11 protein-coding genes are annotated in these 15,087 nt (G+C 40.1%); 2 read left to right on the top strand and 9 right to left on the bottom strand.

The features are described from left to right. Positions 1–5: 5 nt before the first annotated feature. The 7 genes from rffG to trxA all read right to left on the bottom strand — a co-directional run bounded on the left by rffG (position 6) and on the right by trxA (position 8,310). Positions 6–1,073, bottom strand: coding sequence for a dTDP-glucose 4,6-dehydratase (gene rffG, locus LW139_RS00950; RefSeq protein WP_109410139.1), 1,068 nt, complete (start codon positions 1,071–1,073; stop codon positions 6–8). After that, positions 1,070–2,332, bottom strand: coding sequence for a UDP-N-acetyl-D-mannosamine dehydrogenase (gene wecC / locus LW139_RS00945; protein ID WP_247850502.1), 1,263 nt, complete (start codon positions 2,330–2,332; stop codon positions 1,070–1,072). The genes rffG and wecC overlap by 4 nt, the downstream gene beginning before the upstream one ends. Next, positions 2,329–3,459: a non-hydrolyzing UDP-N-acetylglucosamine 2-epimerase gene (wecB, locus tag LW139_RS00940; RefSeq protein ID WP_069369918.1), complete on the bottom strand. Its 1,131-nt coding sequence runs from the start codon at positions 3,457–3,459 to the stop codon at positions 2,329–2,331. Before wecB ends, wecC begins: the two co-directional genes overlap by 4 nt. Positions 3,460–3,586: 127 nt before the next feature. Next, positions 3,587–4,645 carry an ECA polysaccharide chain length modulation protein gene (gene wzzE / locus LW139_RS00935; RefSeq protein WP_166540365.1) on the bottom strand — a complete coding sequence of 353 codons (1,059 nt, stop codon included), beginning with the start codon at positions 4,643–4,645 and terminating at the stop codon, positions 3,587–3,589. Positions 4,646–4,669: 24 nt separating this feature from the next. Then, positions 4,670–5,758, bottom strand: a complete 1,089-nt coding sequence (wecA, locus tag LW139_RS00930) for a UDP-N-acetylglucosamine--undecaprenyl-phosphate N-acetylglucosaminephosphotransferase (protein ID WP_109410128.1) — start codon at positions 5,756–5,758, stop codon at positions 4,670–4,672. Between the two features lie 402 nt (positions 5,759–6,160). Next, positions 6,161–7,420 carry a transcription termination factor Rho gene (rho, locus tag LW139_RS00925; RefSeq protein WP_036939597.1) on the bottom strand — a complete coding sequence of 420 codons (1,260 nt, stop codon included), beginning with the start codon at positions 7,418–7,420 and terminating at the stop codon, positions 6,161–6,163. A 563-nt stretch (positions 7,421–7,983) separates the two neighbouring features. Beyond that, positions 7,984–8,310 carry a thioredoxin TrxA gene (trxA, locus tag LW139_RS00920; RefSeq protein ID WP_006535838.1) on the bottom strand — a complete coding sequence of 109 codons (327 nt, stop codon included), beginning with the start codon at positions 8,308–8,310 and terminating at the stop codon, positions 7,984–7,986. 119 nt (positions 8,311–8,429) lie between these two features. On the opposite strand from trxA, the gene rhlB reads away from it, so the two are divergent. Beyond that, entirely contained in the window at positions 8,430–9,731 is a 1,302-nt protein-coding gene (gene rhlB / locus LW139_RS00915; RefSeq protein ID WP_247850501.1) for an ATP-dependent RNA helicase RhlB, read from the top strand. A gap of 3 nt (positions 9,732–9,734) precedes the next feature. After that, positions 9,735–11,243, top strand: a complete 1,509-nt coding sequence (gene gppA / locus LW139_RS00910; protein ID WP_227336287.1) for a guanosine-5'-triphosphate,3'-diphosphate diphosphatase — start codon at positions 9,735–9,737, stop codon at positions 11,241–11,243. Positions 11,244–11,320: 77 nt separating this feature from the next. On the opposite strand, the gene rep is transcribed toward gppA, so the two are convergent. Beyond that, the gene (gene rep, locus LW139_RS00905) at positions 11,321–13,345 is read right to left on the bottom strand and encodes a DNA helicase Rep (protein WP_166540244.1); all 2,025 of its coding nucleotides are present in this window, start codon (positions 13,343–13,345) and stop codon (positions 11,321–11,323) included. Between the two features lie 201 nt (positions 13,346–13,546). Beyond that, positions 13,547–15,022: a ketol-acid reductoisomerase gene (gene ilvC / locus LW139_RS00900; RefSeq protein WP_166540243.1), complete on the bottom strand. Its 1,476-nt coding sequence runs from the start codon at positions 15,020–15,022 to the stop codon at positions 13,547–13,549. Positions 15,023–15,087: the final 65 nt, after the last annotated feature.

Below are 15,087 nucleotides of genomic sequence, written 5' to 3'. Positions count from 1 at the left end.
CTTAATCAGTTTCCAAGCCCTAAACGTTCACCTGCGTAAGAGCCATCAAGTACACGTTTCCACCATGTTTCGTTATTTAAGTACCACAAAACAGTTTTACGAATACCTGATTCAAATGTCTCTTCGGGCTTCCAACCTAATTCAGCTTCAATTTTCGCAGCATCAATGGCATAACGCAGATCATGACCAGGTCTATCTTTTACATATGTAATTAAATCAGCGTATTGAGCAACACCTTCTGGTTTTGCTGGATATAACTCTTCTAATAGCGCACAAATTGTTTTAACAACATCAATATTACGGCGTTCATTATGACCACCAATATTGTAGGTTTTACCCGGTGTTGCTGTTGTTGCGACTAAATAGAGAGCTCGAGCATGATCTTCAACATAGAGCCAATCACGAATTTGCTCACCTTTTCCATAGACAGGTAATGGCTTTCCTGAAATCGCATTTAAAATAATTAAAGGGATTAATTTTTCAGGGAAATGATAAGGGCCATAGTTATTTGAACAGTTTGTGATCACCGTAGGTAAGCCATAAGTCCGTAACCATGCACGTACTAAATGGTCACTTGATGCTTTAGAAGCAGAATAAGGGCTACTTGGGGCATAAGGTGTGGTTTCAGTAAAGAAATCATCTGTACCTTCTAGATCGCCATATACTTCATCTGTTGAGATATGGTGAAAACGAAATGCCGCTTTCTTATCTTCAGAGAGTACTTGCCAATAATGACGAGCCGCTTCCAGTAATGTGTAAGTACCGACAATATTGGTTTCAATAAATGCCGCAGGACCATCAATAGAACGGTCAACATGACTTTCTGCTGCTAAATGCATCACAACATCTGGTTGATATTGAGCAAATAAGCGGTCAAGCTCTGCTCTATCACAGATATCAACTTGCTCAAACGCATAGCGTTCACTGTTAGCCACTGTCGCTAATGACTCTAAATTACCGGCATAAGTCAGCTTATCCACCACAACAACACTGTCATTGGTGTTTTCAATAATATGTCGAACAACAGCAGAGCCGATAAAACCGGCTCCACCCGTAACTAGAATGCGTTTCAACGCCATACTCCTTTCGTATCTACAATCCATTTTTGAGTGACTTTACTACCTGGGATCGCTTTAAATTGCTGATGATCAACGAGCATCAAGACAATATCAGCATCTTTTAATGCTTGCTCAGTTGACACTAACTCCGTGATCCCTTTCAGTTTTGTTGGTAACTCATGAATATTAGGTTCAACAGCCCATGTTGTACCGCTGTGCCAATCTGCCACTTGTTTGGTGATGTTCATAGCTGGGCTTTCACGTAAATCATCAATGTTAGGTTTAAAGGCTAAACCAAAGCAGGCTATTTTAATTTCATTAGCACGTTTACCCGTTTCAGTCAGGCAATCAGCAACCGCAGCTTTCACTTGATCAATAACCCACACTGGTTTGCCATCATTGACTAAACGCGCAGTGTGAATTAAACGAGATTGCTTTGGATTTTGTGACACGATAAACCAAGGGTCAACTGCGATACAGTGTCCACCAACACCTGGACCTGGTTGTAAAATATTGACGCGTGGATGGCGGTTCGCCAAGCTAATTAGCTCCCACACATTGATATCTTGGTCAGCGCAAATCAGCGATAATTCGTTAGCAAATGCAATATTAACATCACGGAAGCTATTTTCCGTTAGCTTACACATTTCTGCGGTACGTGCATTGGTGATAACACATTCACCTTCAAGGAAAATTTTGTATAGATCACTCGCACGCTCGGAGGATTTACGGTTCATCCCACCAACAACTCGGTCATTACGAATAAGCTCAATCATAACCTGGCCTGGTAATACACGCTCAGGACAATAAGCAATATCAATATCTGCTTCTTCACCGTCTTGATGAGGGAACGTTAAATCTGGGCGAGCTTCGGCTAACCACAGTGCCATTTGTTCAGTAGAACCAACAGGTGACGTCGATTCAAGGATAATAAGGTCACCTTTTTTCAGTACAGGTGCAATAGAGCGAGCCGCTGATTCAACATAGGCTAAATCAGGCTCATGTTCACCTTTAAACGGTGTTGGTACCGCAATAAGGAAAGCATCTGCTGGCTGTGGCGTGGTATAGGCTTTTAAATGCCCCTCTTCAACGGCTTGTTTAACAACTTTATCGAGATCAGGTTCAACAATGTGAATTTGACCTTTATTAATTGTATCAACTGCATGCTGATTAACATCAACACCAATGACGCTTTTTTTACGAGAGGCAAAAGCTGCCGCTGTAGGTAAACCAATGTAGCCGAGGCCGATAACAGAAATAGTTTCAAAACTCATAATGTCACCTGATTTTTTTTCAATGCTTCAAGAATACGTTGGCAGGCATGTCCATCACCATAAGGATTTGTCGCCTTACTCATTTGGTGATACGCGTTTTCGTCTGTCAATAAAGAGGTTACTTCGCTAACAATACGTTTGGTGTCGGTTCCCACCAAGCGAACAGAACCCGCTTCAACTGCTTCTGGGCGCTCTGTTGTGTCTCGCATGACCAGAACGGGCTTACCTAATGAAGGCGCTTCTTCTTGGATCCCACCAGAATCGGTCAAAATAAGGTAAGCATGGTTCATTAGATAAACAAATGGGAGATAATCTTGTGGCTGTATTAGTTTAATGTTGTCAATACCGTGAAGAATGCGTTGAACAGGCTCACTCACATTTGGGTTTAAGTGAACAGGATAGACAACTTCAACATCAGGGTGCGCTAAGGCAATTTCAGCTAATGCTTGGCAAATACGTTCGAAACCACCACCAAAGCTTTCGCGACGATGCCCCGTCACAAGGATCATTTTTTTATCTGGCTGAATAAAAGGATAGTTTACAGCGAGTTCATTCAAGAGTGTTTGATTGCCCATCACTCTATCACTCACCCAAAACAGTGCATCAATAACAGTATTTCCGGTAACAAAAATATTTTTATCTGCAACCGCTTCTCGTACCAGATTTAATTTTGCTGTCTCTGTTGGCGCGAAATGATACATGGCAAGATGCCCTGCAATGGTACGGTTGGCTTCTTCTGGCCATGGTGAATAAAGATTACCTGTACGCAATCCTGCTTCCACATGACCAACCGGAATTCGTTGATAAAAAGCGGCTAAACTTGCTGCCATGGTTGTCGTTGTATCACCATGCACCAAAACAACATCAGGTTGGAATGATGCTAATACCGGTTTTAACCCTTCTAAAATACGACAGGTAATATCCGTTAAATCTTGTCCTGGTTTCATAATATTGAGATCATAATCTGGTTTGATCTCAAAAAGATTTAATACCTGATCAAGCATTTCTCGATGTTGGGCCGTAACACATACCTTCGCTTCAAACGAATCATCATTTGCTAAAGCGTGCACTAAAGGTGCCATTTTTATCGCTTCAGGGCGTGTGCCAAAAACAGTCAACACTTTCACAGTGGCTCTCTTTTTTTCGTTGTTATATCGCTTATTTTTGGGAAAGCAATATGCCCTTATACTCAATACATCAGGTGCCGAAACACCTGATGTCTCGTTATTGTCATCAGACAAAATTTAATAATTATTATTTTTTTAATGAGCTACGTCTTACTAATGCAACACCTGCACCTGCCAATACACCAATTGCACCCCAAAGCACCATCATAAAGGCACGACGAGGACTATCACGTTTTACAGGATCTTCAGGAGTACGTAAGAAACGGTAAGTTTGGAAGTTATCTTGCAATTTTGCCCCCACAGCGAGGGTCGCTAACATTGCTGTATTTTGATCATAATCACTATCAAAATCAGCACCTGTTGCTACTAAAGTTTCTAGTTGCGATTGCAATAGAGGAACGCCTAGCAGAAATAATTTAGAGTCAGGTAACTCATCAATCGCAATAGAGGTCTGTTTTTGAGAAATACCTTGTTTCTCAGCAACTTTTATTGATTGCTCTAATAAGTTAATTTGACGTTGGTAAGCCGCTTGAGCTGCCATTTCTTGGCGTTTAACTAACGCTTTCATTGACTGTGTTCTTGTTGCCCATGCGGTTATCACTTCATCATTAAGATGAGTAGATGCTCTTTTATTAGCGAAAGCGATATACTCATTTAATAATTGGCTCGCCTCTTTTGATGATTCTGCAATGAGTCTTAATTGATCATTAACCAACTTTTTCTCATCAGAAGGCGTAAATTGAATATTGTTAATTAACTCATCCAATAACGCAGCATTAGCTTGCTCATCATTTTCTTTGCGTTGCTTGAAATAATCCGTTTGTAGCCAAAACTCGCGACGAGTATCAAAAGCAGCAATTTGAGTAACAAACTCTTGATAAGCTTCATCAGGAATACTTAAAGCTGGGGTTTGTGCTGATGGATTAATTTGTGTATCAAGATTACGTAAAAACTGAGATTGCGAATAATAACTGCCTAAGTTATTTATCGTTGGTTTCTCTGTCATTGCGATTGCACTCCATTTAGGTTGCATCAAATAAGATGCCCCAAGTGCAATCACGGCAAAAAGCAGAGCGAACCCTATAATCCAGCTTTTTCCTGACCAAAGCGCACAACAAAGACCTCTGATATCGAGTTCATTATCTGGCTGATTACCCTGTCGGGAGGCGTTATTTTCCGAGTTCATCACGTTAAAAGACCTCTGCTTATATTAATGCTGTTGTGTTGCTCTACGTAAGCGGCGCTTATGTCGTTTAATAAAACGAGCGACTCGCCACGCGCGTTTAATGCAATAACCATACATAACAAATGCAAGCAAGAATAATGCCAACATGAACCATTCAGGGACAAATGATAGGTTTTGACCAATAATACCAATCGCGGCTAAAAGTGCAGCAGCCACAGTTATTAAAATAAAGGCTTGGCGAGAGGTAAAACCCGCACGCATAATCAAATGATGAATATGTTGACGGTCTGGTGAGAAAGGGCTCATCCCTTTACGTAAACGGCGGTACATAATTGCCACCATATCCATAAGAGGAATAGCAATTATCCATAATGCAGTGACTGCTTTTACAGGACGAGGCTGAGTCTGTGTTGATGCAACTAATAGCCAAATAATTGTAAACCCAATCAGGGTACTACCAGCATCCCCCATAAAGACTTTGAATTTTTTACCGCAAACCCCTAGGTTTAAAAGGATATAAGGCAAAATTGCGGCAATAAATGAGAAACACCAGAATGCGAGCGCAGAATTACCACTTTGATATAACAAAATACCTAACGCGCCAAAAGAAACACAAGAAAGACCACCTAATAACCCATCAATACCATCAACCATATTGAAAGCATTAATTGCTGCCCAAACGGCAAAAAGTGTCACAATGTAACCAAAAGGTCCTAAATGCATTTCCCAAGGACCAAAAGCATGACCAAGTGTGTCCAGTTTTAATCCTGCCCCCACCATCATCACGATCCCAACAAATGCTTGGATAGTTGCTCTTATTTTGACGCTAATATCGAAGCGATCATCTAACGCACCGATAAAAACAAGAAGTCCCGCACATGCCAGATACAATTCCTTATGAGGAATGTAGATATCTGAAATATAAAATGCGAAAACAATACCAAAATAGACTGAAATCCCGCCCACAAGAGGGATCAATCCATGATGTTTTTTACGATAATTCGGTTTATCCACGAGTCCTATTTTTTTTGCAATTTTACGAGCCAAGAATAAAAATGCGAAAGAAAATAAGAACACATAAAAAACGCTTGTGCTCATTTTTAGTATATCCACAGTACTGTTCTCTATAATAAATATAGCTGGTTATTTTACCCTTCCATGTGTTTTTATTCTTTTTTCCAGCTCCACCACGACGAGTTTATTCAAAACTCACCACCCTTCATCAATTATAAGTTTTCCTTAACTATTTTTATTGATGCCATCGCTATTTTTATCAATTACTAAAACATGCAATATATATACCAACTTCTCGCTAAGATATTGCACTCAAAATTTAATTACACCCATAAAAAATAAAAACAAAAAACGCCACAATAGTGTGGCGTTTTTATCATATCGTCATTCTAACAAAGTAAACGAGCTTAACAGCATATAAATTGAGGGGATATTACTTATTCTGTAACAGACCACACTCTTTTAATATTTTAATTAGCCCAGCAGCTTTGTTAATAAATCTTATGAGCGTTTCATAAAGTCAAAGAACTCTTCATTTGTCTTCGTCATCGCTAATTTATTAATGAGGAATTCCATCGCGTCAATTTCACCCATAGGATGAATAATCTTACGCAGGATCCACATTTTTTGTAACTCATCTTGAGTCGTCAGCAATTCTTCTTTACGTGTACCAGAACGATTATAATCGATCGCTGGGAAAACACGTTTTTCAGCAATTTTACGAGACAGGTGTAATTCCATGTTACCTGTACCCTTAAATTCTTCGTAGATAACTTCGTCCATTTTAGAACCAGTATCAACGAGCGCTGTTGCAATGATAGTTAAGCTACCACCTTCTTCAACATTACGTGCTGCACCGAAGAAGCGTTTAGGACGATGTAATGCGTTTGCATCCACACCACCAGTTAACACTTTACCTGACGAAGGTACAACAGTGTTATAAGCACGCGCTAAACGAGTAATAGAGTCTAGCAGGATGATAACGTCTTTTTTATGCTCAACTAAACGTTTTGCTTTTTCAATGACCATCTCTGCAACTTGTACGTGACGAGAAGCGGGTTCATCAAAAGTCGATGCGATAACTTCACCTTTAACCAAGCGCTGCATCTCGGTGACTTCTTCTGGACGTTCATCAATCAGAAGTACCATCAATACGCAATCAGGGTAGTTATGAGCAATATTTGCTGCGATATTTTGCAGCAACATGGTTTTACCCGCTTTTGGTGGAGCAACGATAAGACCACGTTGACCACGGCCGATTGGTGCCGCTAAGTCAAGAACACGCGCGGTTAAGTCTTCTGTTGAACCATTACCACGTTCCATGCGTAAACGATTATTAGCATGTAAAGGTGTTAAGTTTTCAAAGAGGATTTTACTGCGGGCATTTTCTGGTTTATCAAAGTTAACTTCATTAACTTTTAGGAGGGCAAAATAGCGTTCACCTTCTTTAGGAGGACGGATTTTCCCTGCGATAGTGTCACCAGTGCGAAGGTTAAAACGGCGAATTTGACTTGGAGAAACATAGATATCATCGGGACCAGCAAGGTAGGAACTGTCTGCGGAACGTAGGAAGCCGAAGCCATCCTGCAATATTTCCAGCACACCGTCGCCGAAAATATCTTCTCCACTTTTCGCGTGTTGCTTCAAGATAGAGAAAATAATGTCTTGCTTTCTCATTCGAGCTAGGTTTTCTAGCCCCATATTTTCGCCAAGTGCTATCAATTCTGATACCGGCGTATTTTTTAATTCGGTAAGATTCATAATGGTGGGTTCTTAATAACTCGGGGTAACTCTCGAACTATGAACGTGAATAGTATAACAGCGAATCGCTGTCAGTTTCGTCATGTGTAAAATTACAGATTATAACTTTCTAACATAAGGGTATAACTAAAATGATAATGTTAGAGAGTATTAATACTATTAGACCAGTCTGCTTTATACCCAGAGAAGTGACATTCATTGTCTCAATGCTATGAGTGTACTTTCAACTTATGGGTTAGGAACATACTTGGAAAAATTTATATTCCCTGAATACTATAGATTATTCTAAGGCAACTTGACTGGTTAGATGAATTCAGATTACTTATATTAAATATCATATTAGATTAAATATCATATCATGTTATTCAATTCTATTACTTTGCACGCTTGATATTCAATATCTCAGACTTATTTAATCATGTCTAATCATATTGACAAGAAGATCCGATATATTATGTAAGTGGCGCTAACTTATCATGCTTCGAAGCGGACGTCTAGCGGTCAATAACAGAAATACTGACAAGGTCTAAACGTCCTACTTTATTTTTGATATCTAAATCAAATTAGATATTTTCGTCTAAAAACTCTTTTAGTTGAGTTTTTGACAATGCGCCTACTTTAGTCGCTGCAACTGCACCGTTTTTGAATAAAATCAGTGTAGGAATACCGCGAATACCGTATTTTGGTGCTGTCAGCGGGTTTTGATCGATGTTTAGCTTCGCAACTGTTAATTTACCAGCGTATTCTGTTGCAACTTCATCTAGAATAGGAGCAATCATTTTACATGGGCCACACCATTCAGCCCAGAAATCAACGAGCACGGGGCCGGTTGCATTTAATACATCAGCATCGAATTTGCTGTCAGATAAGTGAAGGATTTTATCGCTCATTGTTCTACTCCAAAGAATAATATTGACCGTACCAGTGTAACATTAAATAACAAAAGTCTGTCTGCATTTCAGCGGATAAACTTTTGTAATGCAACCCATAACTGATATTCTATTACATTATGAGCAAAACATATTTGACAGAAAAGAAGTTTTCCGACTTCGCCTTGCATCCAAAAGTGATAGAAGCCCTTGAGAAAAAAGGGTTCTCTAATTGTACACAAATTCAGGCATTGACGTTACCTATCACTGTGAAAGGTCAAGACATTGCCGGGCAAGCCCAAACAGGAACAGGCAAAACGTTGGCGTTTTTAACCTCAACGTTTCATTATCTTTTAACACACCCTGCTAAAGAAGGGCATGAAACCAATCAACCTCGTGCACTTATTATGGCGCCAACACGCGAATTAGCCGTGCAGATCTATTCTGATGCTAAAGAGCTTGCGCAAAAAACAGGGATAAAAATGGGTCTAGCCTACGGTGGCGATGGCTATGACGAACAACTCAAAGTATTAAGTAATGGTGTCGATATCGTTATTGGCACAACAGGTCGTTTAATTGACTACGTTAAGCAAGGTCATGTCAATCTTAGCGCAATCCAAGTTGTGGTACTTGATGAAGCGGACAGAATGTACGATCTTGGCTTTATTAAAGATATTCGTTGGATCTTCCGTCGTATGCCAGTTGCGGCTGAACGTATGAATATGTTGTTCTCTGCAACACTATCTTACCGTGTAAGGGAACTTGCCTTTGAACAAATGAATAATCCTGAATACGTTGAAGTAGAGCCTGAACAAAAAACAGGTTTTAGTATAAAAGAAGAACTTTTTTATCCTTCAAATGAAGAGAAAATGCGCCTTCTCCAAACGTTAATTGAAGAAGAATGGCCTGATCGCTGTATCATTTTTGCCAATACAAAACATCGTTGTGATGACATTTGGGCACACCTTGCCGCAGATGGACACCGCGTTGGTTTATTAACAGGTGATGTTCCTCAGAAAAAACGTCTACGTATTTTAGAAGATTTTACCCAAGGTAATATTGATATTCTGGTTGCCACCGATGTTGCAGCTAGAGGTCTTCATATTCCATCTGTAACGCATGTTTTTAACTATGATTTACCTGATGATTGTGAAGATTATGTTCACCGCATTGGTAGAACGGGACGTGCGGGTAATAGTGGCAATTCAATCAGTCTTGCATGTGAAGAATATGCTCTAAATTTACCTGCAATTGAGACCTATATTCAACATGCTATTCCTGTGAGTAAATATAATAGTGATGCGTTATTGACAGATCTTCCTGAGCCTAAACGTCGTCACCGTCCTCGCCAAGGTCAGCCCCGTCGCAATAATGCGCCGTCGCGAAACCGAGGAAATAATACTCAACGTAACAACCGAAATAAACGCCCGAGTCATCCATAAATTATGCTGAAATCTTCATCACTTTATGCTGCTATTGATTTAGGTTCTAACAGTTTTCATATGTTAGTCGTTCGAGAAATTGCGGGATCAATACAAGTACTTTCCCGCGTGAAACGTAAAGTTCGACTAGCAGCAGGCCTAAACAGTGAAAATGAATTGTCAGAACAGGCAATGGAACGTGGCTGGCAATGTTTACGACTGTTTTCTGAATATCTGCGTGATATTCCAGCAGAACAAATCAAAGTCGTCGCAACAGCCACATTACGTATTGCTAAAAATGCAGATATCTTTGTCGCTAAAGCCTCTGAAATTCTGGGTAATACGGTTCATGTCATTAGTGGTGAGGAGGAAGCACGCCTTATCTACCGTGGTGTTGCACATACCACAGGTGGTGCAGAACAGCGTTTAGTGGTGGATATTGGCGGTGGAAGCACTGAGTTAGTAACTGGTACAGGCGCTAAAACAACGCAATTGATGAGCCTAAGCATGGGCTGCGTGACTTGGTTAGAGCGCTATTTTACTGATCGCACTCTCACTCAAGAAAATTTTGCCAAAGCACAAGATGCGGCGAAAGCGATACTTGCCCCAATTGCAGAGAAATTACTTCAACAAGGTTGGCAAGTCTGCGTGGGTGCATCAGGTACTGTTCAAGCACTGCAAGAGATCATGATTGCGCAAGGAATGGATGAATTAATTACCTTGCCTAAGTTGGAACGACTTAAACATAAAGCTATTGAATGTGGAAAGTTGGAAGAATTGGAAATTGAAGGGCTCACTTTTGAGCGAGCCTTAGTATTTCCAAGTGGGCTTGCTATATTGATCGCCATATTCGAAACCTTGCACATTGAAAATATGATCCTTGCAGGAGGCGCATTAAGAGAGGGCCTAGTCTATGGCATGTTGCACTTACCTATTGAGCAAGATATTCGCCAACGCACCCTTCGCAATATCCAACGTCGCTTTCAAATTGATATTGAGCAAGCACACCGCGTACAACAACTGGCTGAACATTTTTTTATTCAAGTCAGTAAAAGTTGGCAGTTAGATAATCGCTGTCGTGAATTACTTAATAGTGCCAGCGCATTACATGAAATTGGCCTAAGTGTTGATTTTCGTCAAGCACCGTCACATGCAAGCTATCTACTTTCTCATCTTGATTTACCTGGATACACACCAGCACAACGACGTTTATTAGCATCGTTGCTAAAAAATCAAACAGGGATCATCGATCTTGCGCCCCTTAATCATCAAAACGCGCTACCGATAAGCCAAGCCAATCGACTGGTGCGTTTACTGCGCTTAGCCATTATTTTTGCTAGCCGTCGCCGCGATGATACACTTCCCGCATTACGATTACGCACAGAGGGTGAAACACTCATTATTACCCTGCCTTATCAGTGGCTTAATGAGCATCCATTACGTGCTGAAAACCTCCAAGAAGAGATCCAACTACAGAGTTATGTGCATTGGTCTTTAATGATTGAAGAACAAAATAGCTCTCGTATAAGTTAACTTTTTACTTATACAAAAATAAAAACCCCTTGAACATCAATATGCCAAGGGGTTAATTTTATCTACCAAGTCTTATGCTATTCAGGTTTATGCTTTGCTAGCATTGCTTTTAGTCCAGCAACACCTTTTTGCCCTTTCTCTTGTTTTTCCTCAGCACTTAATACTTTCTTTTTATTGGTATCCCAATTCAAATCATCTTGAGGTAATTCATAAAGAAAACGACTCGGATCTGGTTTGATTAATTCACCATATTGACGTCTTTCTTTACATAATGTAAACGTGAGTGTTTTTTGTGCGCGAGTTATGCCCACATAAGCAAGACGTCTTTCTTCTTCAACATTATCTTCATCAATACTGCTTTGATGTGGCAATATGCCTTCTTCCATTCCCACTAAAAAAACATGTGGAAATTCAAGACCTTTAGAGGCATGCAATGTCATTAATTGAACTTGATCTAGCTCTTCTTCTGTTTCACCGCGCTCCATCATATCGCGCAAGGTAAAACGGTTAACCACTTGAGAAAGCGTCATAGGTTCATGTAATTCATCACCTTCTAGCATTTCACTCATCCATGAAAATAGCTGATTAATATTTTTCATCCTCATTTCCGCAGCTTTTGCACTACTTGAGGTTTCATATAGCCAACTTTCATAATCCATTTCATGCAATAAATCACGCACGGCCAACAGTGGCTCTCGTTCTGATTTTTGCACTATACGCGACATCCATTGTGAGAATGCTTGTAATGAATTTAAACCTCGCCCAGTTAGCGTTTGGCTTAATCCTAAATCAAAACAGGCATTGTATAAGCTTTTATCTCGAATCTTTGCCCATTCACCTAATTTTTGGATTGTTATTGGCCCAATTTCACGGCGAGGTTTATTCACAATACGTAAAAATGCCGCATCATCATCAGGATTAGTAATAACTCGTAAATAAGCAAGAATATCTTTTATTTCCTCTCGTGAGAAAAAAGAGGTTTCCCCCGAAATACGATAAGGAATGCGATTTTGCATCAGATATTTTTCAAAAATACGAGACTGATGGTTACCACGATAAAGTATCGCGTAATCTTTATAATTAGTTTTATTAATAAAGTGATGAGCAATTAACTCACCCGCGACACGTTCAGCTTCATGCTCTTCATTATTGGCGGTTAAAACTCGCAGTTCATCACCATAACCTAATTCTGAAAATAAGCGCTTTTCAAAAACATGAGGGTTATTTTCAATTAATATATTCGCTGATTTTAAAATACGCCCTGAAGATCGGTAATTTTGCTCAAGTTTGATCACATTAAGTTGTGGAAAGTCTTTTTGTAACAACACTAAATTTTGAGGACGAGCACCACGCCAAGAATAAATGGATTGGTCATCATCACCTACAACAGTAAAACGAGCCCTTTCACCCACCAGCCATTTTACCAATTCATATTGGCTTGTATTTGTATCTTGATATTCATCCACCAGCAAATAGCGGATACGTCTTTGCCAACGCTCTCTCACTTCTTCATTCGTGCGCAATAACAAGGTTGGTCGGCTAATTAAGTCATCAAAGTCGAGTACATTACAACTACGCAGATGTTGCTCGTAACGTCGAAAGCATTCGGCAAAAGTATGATCTTGTTGCGATCTCGCCATTCCTGTGGCTTGCTCTGGTGTGAGCATGTCATTTTTCCAGTTAGAGATTTGGCTCTTTAACTGGGAAAGTAAATCTTTATCTTCTTCTAATAAATCAGCCGTTAATTCTTTAAGTAATGCAGATTGGTCTTGGTCATCAAACAATGAAAATTTAGCTTTAATCCCTAACGCTTTATATTCGCGTTTAATAATTTCTAATCCCAATGTATGAAACGTTGAGATCATTAATCCTTTCGCTTCTTGGCGACCTAAGGTTTGAGCAACTCGCTCTTTCATTTCACGCGCAGCTTTATTGGTAAACGTCACCGCCGCAATTTGCTTTGCTGGGTATTGGCATTGACGAATAAGGTGGGCAATTTTATTAGTAATAACCCGTGTTTTACCCGACCCTGCTCCTGCCAAGACCAAGCAAGGGCCTGACACATATTCTACTGCTTTTTGTTGACCAGGATTTAATCGCATACTTTTTCCAAACTTCATTAACCAAGAACATAACGGGGGATAATTGTAGCAGAAAGCGCTCAAAGTCTTGAGTATTCCCTCTTCCAATTTTTCTCACACTATAAAAACAAAAAACCGTACTCCATTAAGAAATACGGTTTTCAATAGATTAAATTTTACTCTTATTTTTACGCTTTTTATCGCATAAGGCACAACAACAAATTACCCACCAACAGAGATACGTTTCATATCTGTCATATAACCACGTAATGTTTTACCAACAGTCTCAATTGGATGTTGGCGAATTGCTTCGTTGATATCACGTAATTGTGCGTTATCTGTTCCATTATCTTGAACTTTTTTCGCTAAATCACCAGATTGCAATGTTGTCATAAACTCTTTCAGCATAGGAACAACAGCGAATGAGAACAGGTAGTTACCATATTCTGCTGTATCAGAGATAACCACATTCATTTCATATAAGCGCTTACGAGCAATGGTATTGGCGATTAATGGCAACTCATGCAGTGATTCATAATATGCTGATTCAGCAAAGATACCCGCTTCAATCATCGTATCAAAGGCTAATTCAACGCCAGCTTTAACCATTGCAACCATTAATACACCGTGATCAAAGTACTCTTGCTCACTGATTTTCCCTTCATATTCAGGGTAATTTTCAAAGGCACTCGCCCCAGTCTCTTCACGCCATGTCAGCAAGTTTTTATCGTCATTAGCCCAGTCAGCCATCATTGTCTCAGAGAATTTCCCTGAAATGATGTCATCCATATGTTTAGCAAACAGTGGAGCCATGATCTCTTTTAATTGTTCTGATAATGCATAGGCGCGCATTTTTGCCGGATTAGATAATCTGTCCATCATCAAGGTGATACCACCTTGCTTCAAGGCTTCTGTAATGGTTTCCCAACCAAATTGAAGCAATTTACCTGCATAGCCCGGCTCAACACCATCTGCAACCATTTTGTCGTAACATAACAGTGAGCCAGCTTGTAACATACCGCACAGAATGGTTTGTTCCCCCATTAAGTCTGATTTTACTTCAGCAACGAAAGAGGATTCTAAAACACCCGCTCGATGACCACCTGTTGCGGCAGCCCATGCTTTGGCTATAGCCATACCTTCGCCTTTTGCATCGTTCTCTGGGTGAACAGCAATCAATGTTGGAACACCAAAGCCACGCTTATATTCTTCACGAACTTCTGTACCCGGACATTTTGGTGCAACCATAACAACGGTAATGTCATCACGGATCTTTTCGCCGACTTCAACGATATTAAAACCATGAGAATAGCCTAATGCTGCACCTGATTTCATCAGCGGTTGAACCGCTTGAACAACCGCTGAGTGTTGTTTATCTGGCGTTAAGTTAACGACTAAATCTGCTTGTGGGATAAGTGCTTCATAGGTTCCAACCTCAAAACCGTTTTCGGTTGCACGACGCCATGAGGCACGTTTCTCATCAATCGCTTCTTGGCGTAAGGCATACGCGATATTCAAACCTGAATCACGCATATTTAAACCTTGGTTAAGGCCTTGAGCGCCACAACCAACAATAACGACTTTTTTGCCTTTCAGGTAATTTGCTTCATCAGCAAATTCTTCGCGTGACATAAAGCGACATTTACCTAATTGCGACAACTGCTGACGCAGATTCAATGTATTAAAATAATTTGTCATAGAAGACTCCAAAATCGTTGTGTATGTGTTTGCTATTATTATCCTCACTCTCCGTGAGGTGTTGC

Origin of the sequence: Proteus vulgaris (genome assembly GCF_023100685.1) — a bacterium.
GTDB lineage: Bacteria > Pseudomonadota > Gammaproteobacteria > Enterobacterales > Enterobacteriaceae > Proteus.
The sequence above is the reverse complement of the archived record's forward strand: the minus strand, read 5'-3'. Positions and strand labels throughout refer to the sequence as shown.

Coding starts and splice junctions, on each gene's coding strand:
- wecC (WP_247850502.1), bottom strand. CDS start 2,332: ATGAGTTTTGAAACTATTTCTGTTATCGGCCTCGGCTACATTGGTTTA.
- wzzE (WP_166540365.1), bottom strand. CDS start 4,645: ATGAACTCGGAAAATAACGCCTCCCGACAGGGTAATCAGCCAGATAAT.
- rho (WP_036939597.1), bottom strand. CDS start 7,420: ATGAATCTTACCGAATTAAAAAATACGCCGGTATCAGAATTGATAGCA.
- trxA (WP_006535838.1), bottom strand. CDS start 8,310: ATGAGCGATAAAATCCTTCACTTATCTGACAGCAAATTCGATGCTGAT.
- rhlB (WP_247850501.1), top strand. CDS start 8,430: ATGAGCAAAACATATTTGACAGAAAAGAAGTTTTCCGACTTCGCCTTG.
- gppA (WP_227336287.1), top strand. CDS start 9,735: ATGCTGAAATCTTCATCACTTTATGCTGCTATTGATTTAGGTTCTAAC.
- rep (WP_166540244.1), bottom strand. CDS start 13,345: ATGCGATTAAATCCTGGTCAACAAAAAGCAGTAGAATATGTGTCAGGC.
- ilvC (WP_166540243.1), bottom strand. CDS start 15,022: ATGACAAATTATTTTAATACATTGAATCTGCGTCAGCAGTTGTCGCAA.